This is a genomic window from Acidovorax sp. FW305-C-20-28 (assembly GCF_058783375.1).
The window spans coordinates 350,319-369,766 of the sequence record NZ_JBYSYM010000001.1 but is presented as its reverse complement, the minus strand read 5'-3'; the positions used below and the strand labels follow the sequence as shown (position 1 = coordinate 369,766).

At 68.9% G+C, this 19,448-nt stretch carries 19 protein-coding genes and 1 riboswitch; of the genes, 14 read left to right on the top strand and 5 right to left on the bottom strand.

Annotation, left to right across the window (positions count from 1 at the left end):
* Positions 1-3 precede the first annotated feature (3 nt).
* Positions 4-1,989, bottom strand: a complete 1,986-nt coding sequence (locus AC3WOH_RS01790) for a monovalent cation:proton antiporter-2 (CPA2) family protein (protein WP_492227692.1) — start codon at positions 1,987-1,989, stop codon at positions 4-6.
* Between the two features lie 49 nt (positions 1,990-2,038).
* Here AC3WOH_RS01790 and AC3WOH_RS01785 point away from each other — a divergent pair, with 49 nt between their 5' ends.
* From AC3WOH_RS01785 to AC3WOH_RS01770, 4 genes are read left to right on the top strand one after another with little or no spacing between them, the layout of a single operon-like run.
* Positions 2,039-3,031, top strand: coding sequence for a KpsF/GutQ family sugar-phosphate isomerase (locus tag AC3WOH_RS01785; RefSeq protein WP_492227691.1), 993 nt, complete (start codon positions 2,039-2,041; stop codon positions 3,029-3,031).
* Between the two features lie 3 nt (positions 3,032-3,034).
* On the top strand, positions 3,035-3,598 hold the full coding sequence (locus AC3WOH_RS01780; RefSeq protein WP_492227690.1) for a KdsC family phosphatase: 564 nt from the start codon (positions 3,035-3,037) through the stop codon (positions 3,596-3,598).
* Between the two features lie 58 nt (positions 3,599-3,656).
* Positions 3,657-4,283, top strand: coding sequence for an LPS export ABC transporter periplasmic protein LptC (gene lptC / locus AC3WOH_RS01775; RefSeq protein WP_492227689.1), 627 nt, complete (start codon positions 3,657-3,659; stop codon positions 4,281-4,283).
* Between the two features lie 48 nt (positions 4,284-4,331).
* Complete coding sequence (locus AC3WOH_RS01770; protein WP_492227688.1) at positions 4,332-5,132, top strand: SDR family oxidoreductase; 801 nt, start codon at positions 4,332-4,334, stop codon at positions 5,130-5,132.
* Between the two features lie 183 nt (positions 5,133-5,315).
* Here the strand turns inward: AC3WOH_RS01770 and rbp (AC3WOH_RS01765) are convergent, their stop codons facing one another.
* The gene (gene rbp / locus AC3WOH_RS01765) at positions 5,316-5,879 is read right to left on the bottom strand and encodes an RNA-binding regulator (RefSeq protein WP_492227687.1); all 564 of its coding nucleotides are present in this window, start codon (positions 5,877-5,879) and stop codon (positions 5,316-5,318) included.
* 273 nt (positions 5,880-6,152) lie between these two features.
* The gene (rbp, locus tag AC3WOH_RS01760; RefSeq protein ID WP_492227686.1) at positions 6,153-6,533 is read right to left on the bottom strand and encodes an RNA-binding regulator; all 381 of its coding nucleotides are present in this window, start codon (positions 6,531-6,533) and stop codon (positions 6,153-6,155) included.
* Positions 6,534-6,784: 251 nt separating this feature from the next.
* Positions 6,785-6,943: riboswitch (yybP-ykoY riboswitch) on the top strand.
* A 59-nt stretch (positions 6,944-7,002) separates the two neighbouring features.
* Between rbp (AC3WOH_RS01760) and AC3WOH_RS01755 the strand changes: the two genes are divergently transcribed.
* The 4 genes from AC3WOH_RS01755 to AC3WOH_RS01740 all read left to right on the top strand — a co-directional run bounded on the left by AC3WOH_RS01755 (position 7,003) and on the right by AC3WOH_RS01740 (position 10,698).
* On the top strand, positions 7,003-7,575 hold the full coding sequence (locus tag AC3WOH_RS01755; RefSeq protein ID WP_492227685.1) for a TMEM165/GDT1 family protein: 573 nt from the start codon (positions 7,003-7,005) through the stop codon (positions 7,573-7,575).
* A gap of 144 nt (positions 7,576-7,719) precedes the next feature.
* A complete protein-coding gene (metX, locus tag AC3WOH_RS01750) occupies positions 7,720-8,907 on the top strand; it encodes a homoserine O-acetyltransferase MetX (RefSeq protein WP_492227684.1) in 1,188 nt (395 codons plus the stop codon).
* Positions 8,904-9,488: a methionine biosynthesis protein MetW gene (metW, locus tag AC3WOH_RS01745; RefSeq protein ID WP_492227683.1), complete on the top strand. Its 585-nt coding sequence runs from the start codon at positions 8,904-8,906 to the stop codon at positions 9,486-9,488. Before metX ends, metW begins: the two co-directional genes overlap by 4 nt.
* A gap of 82 nt (positions 9,489-9,570) precedes the next feature.
* Entirely contained in the window at positions 9,571-10,698 is a 1,128-nt protein-coding gene (locus tag AC3WOH_RS01740) for a glycerophosphodiester phosphodiesterase (RefSeq protein WP_492227682.1), read from the top strand.
* On the opposite strand, the gene AC3WOH_RS01735 is transcribed toward AC3WOH_RS01740, so the two are convergent.
* Positions 10,699-11,313, bottom strand: coding sequence for an NAD(P)H-dependent oxidoreductase (locus tag AC3WOH_RS01735; RefSeq protein WP_492227681.1), 615 nt, complete (start codon positions 11,311-11,313; stop codon positions 10,699-10,701).
* An 88-nt stretch (positions 11,314-11,401) separates the two neighbouring features.
* Positions 11,402-11,839 carry a MerR family transcriptional regulator gene (locus tag AC3WOH_RS01730; RefSeq protein WP_492227680.1) on the bottom strand — a complete coding sequence of 146 codons (438 nt, stop codon included), beginning with the start codon at positions 11,837-11,839 and terminating at the stop codon, positions 11,402-11,404.
* Positions 11,840-11,911: 72 nt separating this feature from the next.
* On the opposite strand from AC3WOH_RS01730, the gene otnI reads away from it, so the two are divergent.
* The 6 genes from otnI (at position 11,912) to AC3WOH_RS01700 (ending at position 19,435) form a co-directional block, all read left to right on the top strand.
* Positions 11,912-12,730: a 2-oxo-tetronate isomerase gene (otnI, locus tag AC3WOH_RS01725; protein WP_492227679.1), complete on the top strand. Its 819-nt coding sequence runs from the start codon at positions 11,912-11,914 to the stop codon at positions 12,728-12,730.
* Positions 12,731-12,914: 184 nt separating this feature from the next.
* Positions 12,915-14,837 (top strand): methyl-accepting chemotaxis protein, encoded by a 1,923-nt coding sequence (locus AC3WOH_RS01720; protein ID WP_492227976.1) that lies wholly within the window; start codon positions 12,915-12,917, stop codon positions 14,835-14,837.
* Between the two features lie 98 nt (positions 14,838-14,935).
* Entirely contained in the window at positions 14,936-16,171 is a 1,236-nt protein-coding gene (locus tag AC3WOH_RS01715; protein ID WP_492227678.1) for a GGDEF domain-containing protein, read from the top strand.
* Between the two features lie 107 nt (positions 16,172-16,278).
* Positions 16,279-17,769 (top strand): M20 family metallopeptidase, encoded by a 1,491-nt coding sequence (locus tag AC3WOH_RS01710; RefSeq protein WP_184855325.1) that lies wholly within the window; start codon positions 16,279-16,281, stop codon positions 17,767-17,769.
* A gap of 111 nt (positions 17,770-17,880) precedes the next feature.
* Positions 17,881-18,357 (top strand): TlpA family protein disulfide reductase, encoded by a 477-nt coding sequence (locus AC3WOH_RS01705; protein ID WP_184855324.1) that lies wholly within the window; start codon positions 17,881-17,883, stop codon positions 18,355-18,357.
* 172 nt (positions 18,358-18,529) lie between these two features.
* Positions 18,530-19,435: an alpha/beta hydrolase gene (locus AC3WOH_RS01700; protein ID WP_492227677.1), complete on the top strand. Its 906-nt coding sequence runs from the start codon at positions 18,530-18,532 to the stop codon at positions 19,433-19,435.
* Positions 19,436-19,448 lie beyond the last annotated feature (13 nt).

Sequence of the window (19,448 nt, the reverse complement as noted above, 5' to 3'; positions counted from 1 at the left end):
GCTTCAGCCCTTCAGTAATTTGGCCTCGGCCAGGCTCAGCGCTGCAGGGTGGCCCGAGAGAACCAGGGTGTCACCCTCAGCGAGCGAAGCGTCGTCCACCGCCGCGCTCACGTGGCCGTTGGCGCGGCGCAGGTTGACCACGCGCACGCCCATGGCCGGCAGGGCCAGGTCGCCCAGCAGCTGGCCCAGGGCCTTGGCGCCCGAGGGCAGGCTCACGGTGGCCAGGCGCTCCTGGTCGCGCTCGTTGACGGTGTCGTCGTCGGCGCCATGGAAGTAGCCGCGCAGCAGGTTGTAGCGCGCATCGCGCTGGTCCTGCACCAGGCGCAGCACGCGGCGCATGGGCACACCGACCAGGGCCAGGGCATGGCTGGCGAGCATGAGCGAGCCCTCGATGGCCTCGGGCACGACCTCGGTGGCGCCGGCCTCCTGCAGCTTGTCCAGGTGCAGGTCGTCCTGCGTGCGCACCACCACCGGCACCTGGGGCGCGTGGGAGCGGGCATTGGCCAGCACCTTGAGCGCCGCAGGCACGTCGATGTAGGTCACGGCCACGGCACTGGCTCGCACCAGGCCGGCCGCCATGAGTGCCTGCAGGCGCGTGGCATCGCCGTAGACCACGGAGTCGCCGGCGGCAGCGGCCTGGCGCACGCGGTCCGGGTCCAGGTCGAGTGCCATGTAGGGGATGCCCTCGTGCTCCAGCATGCGCGCCAGGTTCTGGCCCGAGCGGCCGTAGCCGCAGATGATCACGTGCTTGCTCGAATTGATGGACTTGCGCGCGATGGTCGTCATCTGCAGCGATTGCTGCAGCCAGTCGCTGGCCACCAGTTTCATCACGATGCGGTTGCTGTACATGATGAGGAAGGGCGTGGCCAGCATGGACAGCACCATGGCCGCGAGGATGGGGTTCATGAGCGCGGGCTGCACCAGGTTGTTGGTCTGTGCCAGCGACAGCAGCACGAAGCCGAACTCGCCCGCCTGCGCCAGGTACAGCCCGGTGCGCAGCGAGACCCCGGTGGTCGCCCCCATGCCGCGCGCCAGCACCAGGATGACCACCAGCTTGAGCGTGATCGGCACCACCAGCAGCGCCAGCACCAGGCCCCAGCGGTCCACCAGGATGTGCCAGTCCAGCATCATGCCGATGGTGATGAAGAACAGCCCGAGCAGCACGTCGTGGAAGGGACGGATGTCGGTGCCCACCTGGTGGCTGTACTCGGTCTCGGACACCAGCACGCCTGCGATGAAGGCCCCGAGCGCGAGGCTCAGGCCGGCCACCTCGGTCAGCCAGGCCAGGCCCAGGGTGATGAGCAGCAGGTTGAGCATGAACAGCTCTTCGCTCTTGCGGCGTGCCACCAGGGTCAGCCACCAGCGCATGACGCGCTGGCCGCCCGTGAGCAGCAGGCCCACCAGCACCGTGGCCTTGAGCAGGGCCCAGGCCAGCGCCACCAGCAGCTTGTCGGGCGAGGAGCCGAGCGCCGGGATCAGCACCAGCAGCGGCACCACGGCCAGGTCCTGGAACAGCAGGATGCCCATGACGTTGCGGCCGTGCTCGCTCTCCAGCTCGGCGCGCTCGGCCATGAGCTTGACCACGATGGCCGTGCTGCTCATGGCCATGACGCCGGACAGGGCCAGCGCCGTCTGCCAGCCCATGTCCCACACACCGCCCAGCAGTTTGGCCAGGAGCAGCGAGCCGACGGTGGCCAGGGTCATGGTCACGACCACCTGCATGAGCCCCAGGCCGAACACCTGGCGGCGCATGGCGCGCAGCTTGGGCAGGCTGAACTCCAGCCCGATGGCGAACATCAGGAACACCACGCCGAATTCACCCAGGTGGCGCACGCCCTCGGAGTTCTGTGCCAGGGCCAGCGCATGGGGGCCGATGAGCACGCCCGCGGCCAGGTAGCCCAGCATGGGCGGCAATTTCAGGCTGCGGCAGGCCACCACGCCCAGCACCGCGGCCAGCAGGTAGAGCAGGGTGAGGGCGAGTGAGGACATAGGCTGATGCTATCCGAGCGCGGGCAGGCCGGTCGATAGAATCTCGCGCATGACCGCCGTTCTTCCCCCTTTCGATGCCGATCAGGCGCTGCGCCTGGCCCGAGAAACCTTCGACATCGAAGCCGCCGCCCTGAACGGGCTGGCCGCGCGCGTGGACGCGCGCTTTGCCCAGGCAGTGCAGATGGCGCTGACCATCCGTGGCCGCGTGGTCGTGATGGGCATGGGCAAGAGCGGCCATGTCGGCCGCAAGGTGGCCGCCACCCTGGCCTCCACGGGCACCCCGGCGTTTTTCGTGCACCCGGGCGAGGCCAGCCATGGCGACCTGGGCATGGTGACCGAGCACGACATGGTGCTGGCCATCTCCAACAGCGGCGAGAGCGGCGAGCTCACCGCCATCCTGCCGGTGCTCAAGCGGCTCGGCGTGCCCCTCCTGGCCCTGACCGGCGGGCTCGACTCCACCCTGGCACGCCATGCCGACCTGGTGCTCGACTGCAGCGTGGAGCGCGAGGCCTGCCCGCTGAACCTGGCGCCCACCGCCAGCACCACCGCCCAGCTGGCCATGGGCGACGCCCTGGCCGTGGCCCTGCTCGATGCACGGGGCTTCCGGCCCGAGGACTTCGCGCGTTCGCACCCCGGTGGTGCGCTCGGCCGCAAGCTGCTGACCCATGTGAGCGACGTCATGCGTTCGGGTGGCGACGTGCCGCGCGTGGCGCCGGACGCCTCCTTCAGCGAGCTGATGCGCGAGATGAGCGCCAAGGGCCTGGGCGCCTCGGCCATCGTCGATGCCGCAGGGCAGATCCTGGGCATCTTCACCGACGGCGACCTGCGCCGGCGCATCGAGGCCGGCGCCGACCTGCGCGCCGCCACCGCGGCCGAGGTGATGCACCCGTCGCCCCGGCGCATCGCCCCGGACGCCCTGGCCGTGGATGCGGCCGAACTCATGGAGGCCCACAGCATCACCAGCGTGCTGGTGGTGGACGCCGCCGGCGCACTCACCGGCGTGGTGCACATCGGCGACCTGATGCGCGCCAAGGTGATCTGAGCCATGGCGAGCCCCTTTTCCGTGCCCCCGGCCCTGCACTTCGCCCCCGAACTGCTGCTGCGCGCCCAGGGCGTGCGCGTGGCTTTCTTCGATGTGGACGGCGTGCTCACCGATGGCAGCCTGCTGTTCACCGATGCCGGCGAAACCATCAAGCGCTTCAACACCCTGGACGGCCACGGCCTCAAGCTGCTGCAAAAGGCCGGCATCACGCCCGCCGTGATCACCGGCCGCGACTCGGCGCCCCTGCGCGTGCGCCTGAAGGCGCTGGGTGTGGAGCATGCGGTCTTCGGTACCGAGGACAAGCGCCCGGCCGCCGAAGACATCCTGGCCCGGCTGGGCCTGTCCTGGGAGCAGGCCGCCGCCATGGGCGACGACTGGCCCGACCTGCCGGTGATGCGCCGCAGCGCATTCGCCTGCGCGCCGGCCAATGCCCAGGTCGAGGTGCGCCACCACGCCCACTACGTGACCACCGCCCGCGGCGGCGATGGCGCGGCACGCGAACTGTGCGACCTGCTGCTGGTGGCCACCGGCCACTATGCCCGCCTGCTGGCAGACTACACCGCATGATGCGCCCCGCCATGCCCCACCGCACCCCCACACCCTGCCCCCATCCCGGAGGCCGCCCATGAGCCGGCGCCAGATGCTGCGCCAGAGCTGGGAGCGCATCACCCTCTACCTGCCGGTGATGATCATGGGGCTGCTGGCCCTGGGCACCTGGTGGCTGGTGCGCAACGCGCCCGCGCCCCTGGCACCGCCGACCGAAAAGGCCCGCAGCAACCAGCCCGACTATTCGATGAAGGCGTTCTCGGTCAAGAGCTTCGATGCCAAGGGCCGCCTGCAAAGCGAGGTGCAGGGCGATCTGGCGCGGCATTTTCCCGATACCGACACGCTGGAAATCGACCACGCGCGCATGCGCTCGGTGGCGCTGGACGGGCGCCTGACCCTGGCCACAGCCAACCGGGCCCTGAGCAATGCCGATGGCAGCGAGGTGCAGCTCTTCGGCAACGCCATCGTCACGCGCGAGCCGCTGCCCGCCCGCCCTGGCGTGGCCGCCCAGCCGCGCATGGAGTTCCGCAGCGAGTTCCTGCATGCCTACACCCAGACCGAGCGCGTGCGCTCGGACAAGCCGGTGGTCCTGACCCGGGGCAATGACCGCTTCACGGCCGATGGCATGGACTACGACCACCTCGACCAGGTGCTGCAGTTGCGCGGCCGGGTCAAGGGCGTGCTCGTGCCGGGCGCCGCCAAGTAGGCAGCACAACAGCTGCCTCCACCCTTTCACCCACCACCAAGGCCCTTCATGACCTTGCAGCAGCAGCCGCAGCCACGACCCCTTCTGGCCTTCATCACCGGCGCCTCCAGCGGCATCGGCCAGGCGCTGGCCCTGCGCTTTCACCAGGCCGGCTACCGCCTGGCCCTGGTGGCGCGCCGCACCGAGGAGGTCAAGGCCTGGGCCATCGCACAAGGCATTGACCCGGCCGACTACGAGGTCTATGGCGCCGACGTCTCGGTGGTGGACAGCATCGTCGCCGCCGGGCGCGACTGCGTGGCGCGCCAGGGCACGCCCGACGTGGTGATCGCCAATGCCGGCATCAGCGTGGGCATGGACACGGCAGTGCGCGGCGATATCGACGTCATGGCGCGCACCTTCGCCACCAACAACATCGGCATGGCCGCCACCTTCCACCCCTTCGTCGACGCCATGGTGCAGCGCCAAAGCGGCAGCTTCGTGGGCATCGGCAGCGTGGCCGGCATCCGGGGCCTGCCCGGCCACGGGGCCTACTGCGGCAGCAAGGCGGCAGTCATCAGCTATTGCGAAAGCCTGCGTGGCGAGATGCGGCCCCACGGTGTGCGCGTGGTGACCATCTCGCCCGGCTATATCGACACCCCGCTGACCCAGGGCAACCGCTACGGCATGCCGTTCCTCATGCAGGCCGAGGATTTTGCGGAACAGGCCTTCCGGGCCATCACCGCAGGCGCCAGCTACCGGGTGATCCCCTGGCAGATGGGCGTGGTGGCCAAGCTCATGCGCCTGCTGCCCAACTGGGTGTTCGACAAGGCCCTGGCCGGCCGGCCGCGCAAGCGCCGAGAGGACGAGTGACAACCCCCTAAGGCGCTTCGCGCCATCCCCCCCAGGGGACGCTCCCAGCGCACGCAAGTGAAATGCCGCATGCGCAGCCTTGGCGGCCCTTGCGCGGGAGCACTGGCCAGCGCGGCGCTCGATCTACCGCATCCAGGAACAAAAAAAGCCCCAGAAGGGGCTTTGTTTTTGGAGGGGCAGGGCTCAGTAGCCGCTGTTGCCGCCGTTGCCGTAGCCGCCGCCACCGCCGCTGCGGCCACCGCCGCCATTGCGCGAGCCGGAGCCGTAGGGGCTGCGGAAACCACCTTCGCTGCGGCCACCGCCGCCATAGCCGCCACCGCCATCACCGCGGCCGCCGCCATAACCACCACCGCCGCCGTCGCCGCGACCACCACCGTAGCCGCCGCCACCGCCGCCTTCACGGCCACCGCCGTAGCCGCCACCGCCACCACTGCGGCCGCCGCCACCACCATAGCCACCACCGCCGCCACCGAAACCGCCGCTGCGGGGTGGACGCGGTTCCATGGGACGTGCTTCATTCACCACGATGCTGCGGCCGCCCAGAGGCTGGCCGTTCATGCCGTTGATGGCTGCCTGGGCTTCTGCATCGCTGCCCATCTCGACGAAGCCGAAACCCTTGGAGCGGCCAGTATCGCGCTCCATCATCACCTTGGCGCTGGTCACGGCACCAAATTGGCCGAAGGCCTGCTCCAGATCGTTGTCACGCACCGAGTACGGCAGGTTGCCAACGTACAGTTTGTTGCCCATCGAGGGACTCCTCAAAAACACATGGATAAAGCGATGGAGTCCCGAAAACGCAGCCAGCTAATCTCAATGACGCTCTCAGCGCGAAACTGACGGACACCGCAAACGACGGGCATGACCCGCCAAGCCATTATGCGCCACAAATTTCCCAAAAAAGCAAGCCTCATGGCCTCCAGGGACAGGATGTGGTGGCATGGTGACAAATGCCACAGCCCCAACGAAAAAAGGAGCCCGAAGGCTCCTTTTTGTGCGTCTGCGCAGGGCAGGCGTGCTTGCTCAGTAGCTGCCGCGGCCACCGCCGTAGCCACCACCGCCGCCGCTACGGCCACCGCCGTAACCGCCGCCGCCACCACCACCGTAGCCGCCACCACCGCCGCCGCCGAAGCCGCCGCTGCGGGGAGCACGTGGCTCCATGGGACGGGCTTCGTTGACCACGAGGTCACGGCCGCCGAAGTTCTGACCATGCACGCCCTGGATGGCGGCTTGTGCTTCGGCATCGCTGCCCATTTCGACAAAGCCGAAACCCTTGGAGCGGCCGGTGTCGCGCTCCATCATGACCTTGGCGCTGCCGACCGTGCCGTACTGGCTGAAGGTCTGTTGCAGGTCATCGTCGCGGAAGCTGTAGGGCAGGTTGCCCACGTAAAGTTTGTTGCCCATGAGGGACTCCTGAAAAAACATGAAAACGCGATGGAGCCCGACGCAATCAACAAACCTGTGACGACTTCAAAGACGCGAAACTGACCAATCACCGCTAGCTGCCTTGCTGCTGGGCAGTAAGGCAAACCCATTATCAATCACTTTATGTGGCTTGTGGGGTTTTATTTCGGCAAGGGCAAACCCGAACTGCTCCGTGTCAACTGTTGGTACCGCGTTATCGGGTTTTTACCAAGTTTTGCCAACATTCGTATACAATTGCGGTGTCTTTGGGGAGTAGCCCGTCCGTCGCGCAATGCGCCGGGGGCATGCGTCAACACACTTGGGTTCTCACAACCCATGGCGCATGCGGTTCTTCATTCATCCTTGAATGAGCTGGGCAAGACCATTGACTGCATGCCGATCCAATGGCCGGAGTCGGGGTGCAGTCAATGCGTTTCTCATAACAATCCGGCCGGATTGACCCCACCCCATGGAAGCCTTTTTCGTTTCAACCGCCATCGTCGCCCTTGCCGAGATGGGGGACAAGACCCAATTGCTCGCACTCGTGCTCGCCGCACGCTTTCGCAAACCCTGGCCCATCGTCCTCGGCATCCTGGTGGCCACGTTGGCCAACCACGGCCTGGCCGGCGCCGTGGGCGCCTGGGTGACCACCCTGCTCGGCCCGCAGGTGCTGCGCTGGATCCTGGGCGCATCCTTCATCGCCATGGCCATCTGGATGCTGATCCCCGACAAGCTCGACGAGGAAGAGACCAACGGCGCCCCGCGCTGGGGGGTCTTCGGCACCACGCTGATCGCCTTCTTCCTGGCCGAGATGGGCGACAAGACCCAGATCGCCACGGTGATGCTGGCCGCCCAGTACCACGCCTACCTGGCGGTGGTGGCCGGCACCACGCTCGGCATGATGCTGGCCAACGCCCCCGTGGTCTGGCTGGGTGAGCGCATCACGCGGCGCGTGCCCATCAAGGCCGTGCACATGGTCTCGGCCGGCATCTTCCTGGTGCTGGGCGCCATCGCACTCCTGGCACCGGTGGTTACGCCCTGAGGGGGCTGCAGCCAGCGCCCGGCTTTGGTATAGTCGTGGCTGCGCCGATTTGCCATAGCTTGCGGGCGCTTTATAAATTCTGCTAAAGACCCGACCGACACCCAAACCCCGGCCTCGTTTTTAGCGATGCCGGGTTTTTTGTTTATGTCGTTCATTGCCACACCCCAGTCCATGCATTTCGAGGAGCTGCTGCCGCTGCAAAGCGGTGCCTCCATCCGTGACTACGTGCTGGCCTACGAGACCTACGGCACGCTCAATGCCGAGCGCTCCAACGCCGTGCTGGTCTGCCACGCCCTGAACGCCTCGCACCACGTGGCCGGCGTCTACGAGGGCCAGCCGCGCAGCGAGGGCTGGTGGGACAACATGATCGGCCCGGGCAAGCCGGTGGACACCAACCGCTTCTTCGTGATCGGGGTGAACAACCTGGGCTCGTGCTTCGGCTCCACGGGGCCCATGCACACCCACCCCGACACAGGCGAGGTCTACGGCGCCGACTTTCCGGTGGTCACGGTGGAGGACTGGGTCAACGCCCAGGCCCGCCTGCTCGACCGCCTGGGCATCACTCAGCTGGCCGCCGTGCTGGGCGGCAGCCTGGGCGGCATGCAGGCCCTGGCGTGGACACTGCAGCACCCCGACCGCATGCGCCATGCCGTGGTGGTGGCCAGCGCCCCCAACCTCACGGCCGAGAACATCGCCTTCAACGAGGTGGCGCGCCGCGCCATCGTGACCGACCCCGACTTCCACGGCGGCCACTTCTACCGCCACGGCGTGGTCCCCAAGAGGGGCCTGCGCATCGCGCGCATGATCGGCCACATCACCTACCTGAGCGATGACGTGATGAACGAGAAGTTCGGGCGCCAGCTGCGGCACCAGGTGCTCGAACAGACCGCACCGGGAGGCAATGAGGACACGCCCGTGCCGAACGGGGGGGCCTCTTACCTCTACAGCACGCAGGACATCGAGTTCCAGATCGAGAGCTACCTGCGCTACCAGGGCGACAAGTTCAGCGAGTACTTCGACGCCAACACCTACCTGTTGATCACGCGCGCGCTCGACTACTTCGACCCCGCCTCGCACTACGGGGGCAACCTCACGCTGGCCCTGGCGCGCGCCACGGCCAAGTTCCTGCTCATCAGCTTCACCACAGACTGGCGCTTCTCGCCGCAGCGCAGCCGCGAGATCGTCAAGGCCCTGCTCGACAACCGCCGCCGCGTGAGCTACGCCGAGATCGACGCGCCGCACGGGCATGACGCCTTTTTGCTCGACGACCCACGCTACATGGACACCATGCGCTCGTATTTCGACAGCATCGCCAAGGAGGTCCACGCATGACCGAGAAAGCCACCATGGAGGCGCTGGCGCGCCTGGTGCCCACGGGCTCGCGCGTGCTCGACCTGGGCTGCGGCGATGGCGCCATGCTGTCCTACCTGCAGCGCGAACGCGGCTGCAGCGGCTACGGCATCGAGATCGCCGACGCCAACGTGCTGGCCTGCGTGCGCCGCGGGGTGGACGTGATCCAGCTCAACCTCGACGAAGGCCTGGCCATGTTCGGCGACAACAGCTTCGACGTGGTGCTGCAGATCGACACCCTGCAGCACCTGCGCAATGCCGAGGTGATGCTGCGCGAGACGGCGCGCGTGGGCCGCACCGGCATCGTCGCCTTCCCCAACTTCGCGCACTGGCCGAACCGCTTGTCCATCCTGCGCGGGCGCATGCCGGTGACGCGGCGCCTGCCGTACCAGTGGTACGACACGCCCAACATCCGCGTGGGCACCTACAAGGACTTCGAGGTGCTGGCACACAAGAACGAGCTGCGCGTGCTCGAATCCTTCGGCCTGCAGGACGGGCGCGAGGTGCGCTGGCTGCCCAATGCGATGGCCGGCACCGCCGTGTTTCACTTCGAGCACGCCTGAGCCCGCCGCAGGCGGGCGCCACGCATGCGTCACGCAACCGGGTTATGGTGAAGGCTTGGAGACCACCGCCCCGGAGAACACCATGCGCCTCGCCCCCCTGAAATCCACCCTCGCCGCCGCCCTGGCCACCCTGGCCCTGGGCGCCGCGGCCCAGGCCGCATGGCCGCCCACGCCGACCGTGATCGCGCACCGCGGTGCCTCAGCCCTGCGCCCCGAGCACACGCTGGCGGCCTACCAGAAGGCCATCGACGACGGCGCGGACATCATCGAGCCCGACCTGGTGATCACCAAGGACGGGGTGCTCGTGGCCCGGCACGAGAACGCCATTGCCATCCTCAATGCCGACGGCTCGGTGAAGGAAGCCACCACCGACGTGGTGGACCGCCCCGAGTTCGCCGCGCGCAAGGCCACGCGCAGCATCGACGGCCAGAGCATCACCGGCTGGTTCACCGAGGACTTCACCCTGGCCGAGCTCAAGACCCTGCGTGCCCGCGAGCGCATCCCGGCGCAGCGCCCGGCCAACGTGGCCTACAACGGCCAGTTCGAGATCCCCACGCTGCAGGAGGTGATCGACCTCGCGAAGGCCCAGAGCGCCAAGACCGGCCGCACCATCGGCATCTACCCCGAGACCAAGCACCCGACCTACTTCCAGTCCATCGGCCTGCCGCTGGAGGCACCGCTGCTCGCCGTGCTGGAGAAGAACGGCTGGAACCACAAGGACGCGCCGGTCTTTGTGCAGTCCTTCGAGGTGACCAACCTGCAGGCCCTGCGCAAGCTGAGCACGGTGCGCCTGGTGCAGCTGGTCGCGCCCTCGGGCCGGCCGTACGACTTCGTGGCCCAGGGTGCGGCCAACACGCGCGGCTATGCCGACCTGGTCACGGCCGAGGGCCTCCAGCAGGTGGCCCGCTATGCCAACGCGGTCGGCCCCTTCAAGACCTTGGTGGCCCCCGTGAAGGACGGTGCCGTGGGCGAACCCACCGCACTGGTGGCCAATGCACGCGCGGCCGGCCTGGCGGTGCACATCTGGACCCTGCGGCCCGAGAACAGCTTTTTGCCCACCAGCCTGCGCAAGGCCCCGGCCAGCGATGCCACGGCGCGCGGCGACAGCATCGCCGAGATCACGGCCTACCTGCGTGCGGGCGTGGACGGCTTCTTCACCGACGACTCGGCCGTGGGCCGTGCGGCAGTACAGGCCTTCGGCAAGAAGTAGTCAGCTGGCGGTGCTCACTTCGGCCGGGACACGGCCGCCGTGCCGCGCGCCCAGGGCGCGCGCCCGCTCCACCCAGGCCTGAAGCCGCCGCGCGTCGGCCGTGCGCACCGGACCAAAGCTGTGCACCTTCACCGGGCGGATGCCGCAGAACTCCAGGATGGCCTTCTTCATCTGGTGGTGGCCGGGCATGCGCGTCATGAAGCGGAAGTACCAGGGCGGCGAGTCCATGGTCACCAGCAGCTCGGCCGAGCGGCCAGCGAGCAGTTTGTCCCAGAGCGAAGACCCCTGGCGGTACTTGAAGGCATAGCCGGGCAGCAGGACCCGGTCGATGAAGCCCTTGAGCAGCGCCGGCATGGCCCCCCACCAGATGGGGTAGACCCAGACCAGGTGCTCGGCCCAGAGGATGTCGGCCTGGGCCTGCTGCAGGTCGGGCTCCAGCGGTTGTTCGCCGTAATGGCCCGCGTGCAGCAGCGGATCGAAGTGCAGGGTGGAGAGGTCCGGGCGCCGCACCTCGGCGCCGGCGGCCTGCGCGCCCTCGGCGTAGGCGGTCGCCATGCCTGCGCACAGGCTGTTGAGGGCAGGGTGCCCCAGGATGACCAGAATGCGTTGCGCCACGAAAACTCCCGGAAGTGGTTGGAATTTCCATGGTCGCCCTGTCCCACGGGACAGAGTCAAGCGCTCAGATCAAGGCTTTTCAAAGTGCTCAGGCAGCCGCGCTTGCGAGGGGGGTGAGGTGGCGCAGGGGGCCGACGGGGCCCTGCGGTGCGGCACAGGCCTGCGGCGCGGCGGGCAGGGCCAGCGCATCGCAGGCATGCAGCTCGGCCTGCAGTGCGGCCAATTGCCCATCGAGCGCGGCAAGGCGCGCCATCTCCCGGGCCAGCGCTGCCCGCCGTTGGGCCAGCAGCCCCGCCATGCGCGCCCAGCCGGCGCTCTGGTGCAGCTCGGGCAGGCCTTCGAGCTGCGCGAGGCTGAAACCCAGCCCCTGGGCCTGGCGGATCAGTTGCACGCGCGCCACGTCGCCTTCGCCGTACTGGCGGTAGCTGCCATCGCGCGCCACGGTACCCAGCAGGCCGCGCGCCTCGTACAGGCGGATGGCCTTGGGCGTGGTGCCGGTGCGTTGGGCGAGTTCTCCGATGCGCATGGGAAAGGGGTCCTGCAGGGAAGGTGGCGATGCACGGAAAATAACAGCCTCCACCCACTGCCGCCAAGTCCCATGCCCCAGTTCGCCGCCAACCTGAGCCTGATGTACACCGAGCTGCCCTTCCTGGAGCGCTTTGCCGCCGCCGCGCGCGATGGCTTTGCGGCCGTGGAATGCCAGTTCCCGTATGCATTCGCCCCGGCCGAACTGGCGGCACGGCTCGCCGACAACGGCCTCGCGATGGTGCTGCTCAACGCCCCGCCCAGTGGAACCGATCGCGCCAGCATGGCCACGGCCTGGGAGCAACAGGCGCGGGGCACGGCAGCGCTGCCGGGGCGCGAGGCGGAATTTCGCCGCGGCGTGCAGGAGGCACTGGAATACGCCGAGGCCCTGCAGTGCCCGCGCATCCACGTGCTCTCGGGCATGGTGCCGGCCGGGGTGGAGCGCGAGTCGCTCAAGGGCCTGTGCGTGGACAACCTGCGCTGGGCGGCAGCCCTGGCGGCGCAAAGCGGGCGCGAGGTCCTGATCGAGCCCATCAACCTGCGCGACATGCCGCGCTACTTCCTGAACCGCCAGGACCATGCCCACGAGCTGCTCGACGCAGCGCAGATGGACAACCTCAAGGTGCAGATGGACCTGTACCACTGCCAGATCGTCGAGGGCGACGTGGCCAGCAAGCTGCGCCGCTACCTGCCCACGGGCCGGGTGTCGCACCTGCAGGTGGCCGGCGTGCCCGAGCGCCAGGAGCCCGACCGGGGCGAATTGCACTACCCCTACCTGTTCGATCTGATCGACAGCCTGGGCTACGCCGGCTGGGTGGGCTGCGAGTACCGGCCCGCGGCCGGCACTTCCGAAGGGCTCGGTTGGCTGGAGCGCACGCAGTCGGGCCACTGACACCCGGCGGCGGCAAGGCGGTACGCAGCTCTGCGTAAGGGAATGCGTGAATAAATGTAACAAGCACTCGGGCTTAGAGTGAATGCAGACCGGCCCAGCCGGCAGCCGCATTTCCTCAGGAGACAAGCCCGTGCCCCCAGCTTCCCTTGCCAACAACCGTTCCGTGGCGCGCCAGGTCACGCTCATGGCCATTGCCCTGGTGGCGCTGGTCATGGTGCTCGTGGGCCTGGCCATTGCCGTGCTGACCGAGCGCAACACCCGCACGCAGCTGATCGCCAGCGTGGGCGACACGGCGCAGAGCGTGGCCCAGTCGCTGGACGCGGCCGACAACACCAACCGCGAGCTGGTGCAGCTCACGATGAAGGGCTTCCAGCGCTATTTCGACGCTGCCATGCACCTGGACGAGGCCACCGGCGAGCTGCGCAGCTACGGCGCCCTGGTCAACGAGGACTATGGCTCGGTGGACAAGTTCGCCAACGAGACCGGCGGCATCGCCACCGTGTTCGCGCGCAAGGGCGAGGACTTCCTGCGCATCACCACCTCGGTCAAGAACGCGCAGGGCGAGCGCCAGCAGGGCACGCCGCTGGCGCGCACCGACCCGGCCTATGCGGCGGTCAGCAAGGGCGAGCCCTACACCGGTGTCACCGTGGTGAACGGCAAGCCCTACATGGGCCACTACCTGCCGACCAAGGATGGCGCCGGCAAGGTCACGGCCGTGCTGTTCATCGGCAACGACATCAGCGTGTTCCACGCCATGCTGCAAAAGCAGGTGGCGCAGACGCGCTTCTTCGAGCATGGCGGCACCTATGTGGTGAACCCCGGCGCCGGGCTGGACAAGGCGAATTTCGTCTACCACCCGAGCGCGGGCGGCAAGCGCGTGCTCGAAGCGTCTCCGCAGGCGGGCCCGTTCCTGGAGGCGCTGGCCGCGTCCCAGGACGGCTATGTGCGCGAGGCCCTGCCGCTGCTGGGGCAGGGTGCGCAGGACCCCTTCGCGCTGGTGCGCAAGACCGCCGGCGGCTGGTGGGTGGTGGCCGAGGTGCCCTATGGCGAGGCCATGGCCGGCCAGCGCCGCGTGACCCTGGCCGTGTGGGCGCTGATGGCCGTGGCCGTGGCGCTGCTGGCCGTGGGCCTGTTCGTGGTGCTGCGCCGCGGCGTGAGCCGCCCGCTGCGCGACCTGACCCAAGCCATCACCCTGGTGGCCCAGGGCGACCTGACCCAGGCCTTCCGCACCGAGCGGCGCGACGAGATCGGCGCCCTGGTGCAGGAGGTCGAGGGCATGCGCCAGCGCTATACGCAGATGCTGCAGCAGGTGCGCACCGCGGTGGACAGCATCGGCACGGCCAGCGCCGAGATCGCCAGCGGCAACCAGGACCTGTCGGCCCGCACCGAGGCCACGGCCAGCAGCCTGGCGCAGACCGCCCAGAGCATGGACCAGCTCACGGCCACGGTGCGCCAGTCGGCCGACGCGGCGCGCCAGGCCAACCAGTTGGCCAGCAGTGCCGCCGAGGTGGCTGCGCGCGGCGGCCAGGTGGTGGGCGAGGTCGTCACCACCATGGGCGAGATCAACCAGAGCTCGCGCAAGATCGCCGACATCATCGGCGTGATCGATTCCATCGCCTTCCAGACCAATATCCTGGCGCTCAACGCCGCGGTGGAGGCTGCGCGCGCCGGTGAGCAGGGCCGCGGCTTTGCGGTCGTGGCCAGCGAGGTGCGCAGCCTGGCCCAGCGCAGCGCCGAAGCGGCCAAGGAAATCAAGGGCCTGATCCATGCCTCGGTGGAGCGCGTCGAGTCGGGCGCCCGCCTGGTGCACAACGCCGGCACGACCATGGACGAGATCGTCGGCTCGGTGCAGCGCGTGGGCCACATCATCGGCGAGATCACGGCCGCCTCGGGCGAGCAGTCGGACGGCATCGGCCAGGTCAACACCGCCGTGAACCAGCTCGACCAGATGACGCAGCAGAACGCCGCCCTGGTCGAGCAATCGGCTGCCGCCGCCCACAGCCTGCGCGAGCAGGCCACGCGCCTGGCGGGCGCGGTGCAGGTGTTCAAGCTCTCGGGCACGCCCGCGCTGGGCCTGTCGGCCCCGGAGGTGCCCGCGCTGCAGTAGCCCCCGGGCTGGCACTTTTCTGGCGGGAGTACACGGCGCCATCGTTTATCCTGAACTCCCTGGGCCGAGCCGCCCGACCGCCCGACCGACTGAGCGCCATGCCTGCCTTCACTGCCGACGTGCCCACCATGCTGGTGATGATCATCCTGTCATCGCTGGCAGCTGCCTTGGCCATGGCGGTCGTGACCTGGGGCAAGCGCCGCGAGGGGGTGGAGCTGTGGGCCCTGGGCCTGCTGCTGAACGCCATGGCCTACGCCCTGTTCGCCTCGCGCGGCCACATCCACGCCCTGTTGTCCATCGTGCTGGGCAATGTGCTGCTGTGCGGCGTGTTCACCTGCCTGGCGGCGGCCCTGCTGCAATTCCAGGGCCGGCCCATTCCCTGGCCCGCCATGGCGGTCACGCCGGTGCTCATGGCCGCCGGCATGGCCTGGTTCATCGACGACTACGCGGCGCGCGTGGTCATCGCCGGGCTGCTGCTGGGCGCGCTGAGCCTGTGGGCGCTGTGGATCCTGTTTTCCCGCCGCGAATCCACGCCCGGTCGGGGGGCCTGGCTGGTCATGGCCATGCTCGCCCTGCAGGCGCTGGTGTTCCTGGTGCGCGTGGTCGCGGTGGGCGGCAGCGACCAGCCGGCCACCGGCATCATGCAGCCCAGCGGCGTGCAGACGCTGACCTTCAGCACCACCTTCATCGAGCTCATGGTGGCCACCATGGGCTTCATCTTCATGGCCCGGGACCGGGCGGACGAAAACAACCGCCGCCTGGCGGCGCTGGACCCGCTGACCGGCGTGGCCAACCGGCGCGCAGCCATCGCCGCCCTGGACCGCGACGTGGCGCGCGCGGTGCGCACGCGCGAATCCATCGCGGTGATGATGGTGGACATCGACCATTTCAAGCGCGTCAACGACCACTACGGCCACCCCGTGGGCGACCAGGTGCTGTGCAGCGTGGTGAACCTGCTGCGCGAGCGCCTGCGCTCCCAGGACCTGGTGAGCCGCTACGGCGGCGAGGAATTCCTCGTGGTGCTGCCCGACACCGACCTGATCGGCGCCCACCAGCTGGCGCGCCAGCTGTGCGAATCGGTGTCCGGCGCGCGCCACCGGCACGAGGGCAAGGACATCAGCGTCACGGTGAGCATCGGCGTCTTCGGCGGCCGGCTGGAGCCGGGCGACAGCTGGGACATGCTGATCTCGGCCGCCGACCGGGCCCTGTACCGCGCCAAGGAACTCGGGCGCAACCGCGTGGAGGCCGCCGTCGCACTGCATCCACCGTCGTCGCCGTCCTCCCTGGACAGCAACCCCGAGACCCTGCCCGCATCGGGATACTCGGGGTATTGACCGGGGACACGGCCATCCCATGCCGGGCAGGGGCGGTTGCCGGGCCATGGCGCGGGCACGCGCATTGTGTTGGAATGCTGGTTTCATCCCGCCAGAGGAACACCACCATGAACGCCCGCGTCCCCTCCCACGCCCTGCAACCCGCACTGGCGCTCGAGCGGGTGAGCCAGGCGTGGGACACCGACATCCTGCGCCAGCTCACCGACTACATCGCCATCCCGGCCAAATCGCCCGGCTTTTCGCCCGACTGGGCCGAGCTCGGCCTGCTCGATACCGTGGTGCGCAACGCCGCCGCCTGGGTCGAGGCCCAGAAAGTGCCCGGCCTGCGCCTGGAGGTCGTGCGCCTGGAAGGCCGCACCCCCGTGCTGTTCTTCGAGATCGACGCCACCGCGCCCGCCAGCACCCAGACCGTGCTGATGTACGGCCACCTGGACAAGCAGCCCGAGTTCTCGGGCTGGCGCAACGACCTGGGCCCCTGGACGCCCAAGTACGAGGACGGCAAGCTCTATGGCCGCGGCGGTGCCGACGATGGCTACGCGGTCTACGCCAGCGTGGCCGCCGTGCAGGAGCTCAAGCGCCAGAACGTGCCGCACCCGCGCATCGTGGGCCTGATCGAGACCTGCGAGGAAAGCGGCTCGGGCGACCTGCTGCCCTACATCAACGCCTTGAAGCCCCGCATGGGCGACGTGGCCCTGGTGGTCTGCATGGACTCGGGCGCGGGCAACTACGACCAGCTGTGGCTCACCACCAGCCTGCGCGGCATGGCCAGCGGCACGCTCAAGGTCGAGGTGCTGACCGAGGGCATCCACTCGGGTGACGCCTCGGGCCTGGTGCCCTCGTCGTTCCGCATCATGCGCCAGGTGCTCGACCGCCTGGAGGACAGCGCCACCGGCCGCCTGCTGCCCGCCAGCTTCCACTGCGAGGTGCCGGCCGACCGCCTGGCCCAGGCCCGCGCCACGGCCGCCATCCTGGGCGAGGAGGTGTACAAGCGCTTCCCCTGGGCGCACTATGACTGCGGTGGCTCCACCACCTTTGCGCTGCCCACCACCACCGACCCGGTGCAGGCCCTGCTCAACCGCACCTGGACACCCACGCTCAGCGTGACCGGGGCCGAGGGCTTCCCGGCGCTCAAGGACGCCGGCAACGTGCTGCGCCCCTACACGGCCTTCAAACTCAGCCTGCGCCTGCCGCCCCTGGTGGATGCCGGCCAGGCGGTGCAGGAGCTCAAGGCCCTGCTCGAAGACAACGCGCCCTACCAGGCCAAGGTCACCTTCGAGCATGGCGGCGGCGCCACGGGCTGGAACGCCCCGAGCACCACGCCCTGGTTCGAGCGCGCGCTCAACGAGGCATCGCAGGCGCATTTCGGCGCACCCTGCGGCTACATCGGCCAGGGCGGCACCATTCCGCTCATGAACATGCTCAGCGAGGGCTTCCCGCAGGCGCAGATGATGGTCTGCGGCGTGCTCGGCCCCAAGAGCAATGCCCATGGCCCCAACGAGTTCCTGCACGTGCCCTATGCCAAGCGCCTCACGGCCTCGGTCGCGCACGTGATCGCGGCCATGGCGGCCGAACAGGCGGCGGTACCGGCAGCGGCCTGATCCCGTTCCCGGCACCGGGGGTTCCACCACCGTGCCGGGTTCCCAACTTCCTGTTTGCGGGTCCTGGCGATGGACAAAAGAACTTTCCTGCACGCATGCGCTGCAACGGCCATGGCAGGCACCCAGGCAGGTGCCTGGGCGCAGGCGGCTGCACCGGCGAAGGGCACGCCGCACCAGCTGTCCGGCACGGGCAGCGACGGCAAGCCCGTCATGCTCTCCGACTTCAAGGGCAAGGTCTGCCTGGTGAGTTTCTTCACCGCGGGCTGCGCGCTGTGCGTGAACGAGCTGCGCCTGATGCGCGAGTTCTACACCAGCAACCGCCAGCGCGATTTCGTGCTGCTGGGCGTGAACCTGGACGAAAAAAACGCCGATTTCATGCAGTACATCGACCTGCTCAAGGTCTCCGTACCCGCCGAACAACGCTTTCCCATCGCCTGGCGCAACGCCGCCGGCCACCAGGACAGCTTCGGCCCCATCACGCGGCGGCCAACCCACTACGTGCTCAACCGCCAGCACCAGCAGGTGCTGCGCCGCGAAGGCAGTTTCCAGCCCACCGACTGGGACGATCTCTGGATCTCGCTGGCCTGAACCGTTGGGTACTCGCCATGGCCTGGAGCCGCAAAGGCCTGCCCGCGCATGAAATCCATTGACGGCGCCCCAGGGCGCCGTCACGATGCCTGCATGCGGCAGATTGTTGCCTGCGCGAACCTTTCCTGCCCGTACCTGGGCCACGACGCCCACTTCTGCCACCGCCTGCCCGATGACCGAACCCGTTGCCTCCACCCTGACCACCTTCACCGCCAGCGATGGGGAGAACCTGGCCGTCCAGGACTGGCCGCTGGCGCCAGGCCAGGCCCAGCGCGGCGCTGTGCTGCTGGTGCATGGCCTGGGCGAGCATGTGGGCCGTTACGACGCGCTGGCGCGGCAGCTCGGTGGCTGGGGCTTTGCCGTGCGCGGCTATGACCAGTACGGCCACGGCGAGTCGAGTGGCCCGCGCGGCGGCCTGACCTCGGACAGCCGGCTGCTCGACGATCTGGCCGACATGGTGGACGCCCTGCGAGCACGCACCCCCCCGGGGCTGCCGTTGGTGCTGCTGGGCCACAGCATGGGCGGGCTGGTGGCCGCGCGCTTTGTCGCGCTGGGCATCCGTCCCGTGGATGCGCTGGTGCTCTCCTCCCCCGCGCTGGACCCCGGCCTGGGCGCGGTGCAGAAGCTCTTGCTGGCCACCTTGCCGCGCATTGCGCCCAACCTGCGCGTGGGCAATGGCCTGAATGCGCAATACCTCTCGCACGACAGCGCCGTGCCCACGGCCTACCTGGCCGACCCGCTGTGCCACGACCGCATCAGCGCGCGCCTGGCACGCTTCATTGCCGATGGCGGCCCGGCCACCGTGGCGGTGGCGCCGCAATGGAAGCTGCCCACCCTGCTGATGTGGGCTGGCAGCGACCGGCTGGTGAACCCCGCCGGCAGCCGTGCGTTCGCCGCCGCGGCCCCCAGCGCCCAGGTGCAGTCGCGCTGCTTCGAGCCGCTGTACCACGAGCTGTTCAACGAGCGCGCAGACATGGCAGCACCGGTGTTCGACACCTTGCGCCAATGGCTGGACATGCGCTGCCCGGCGCGCGCAGCAAGCGCTGCCGCACGCGCGCCTGCCGTCCAGGCCGCATAGGACCCGGGCTGCG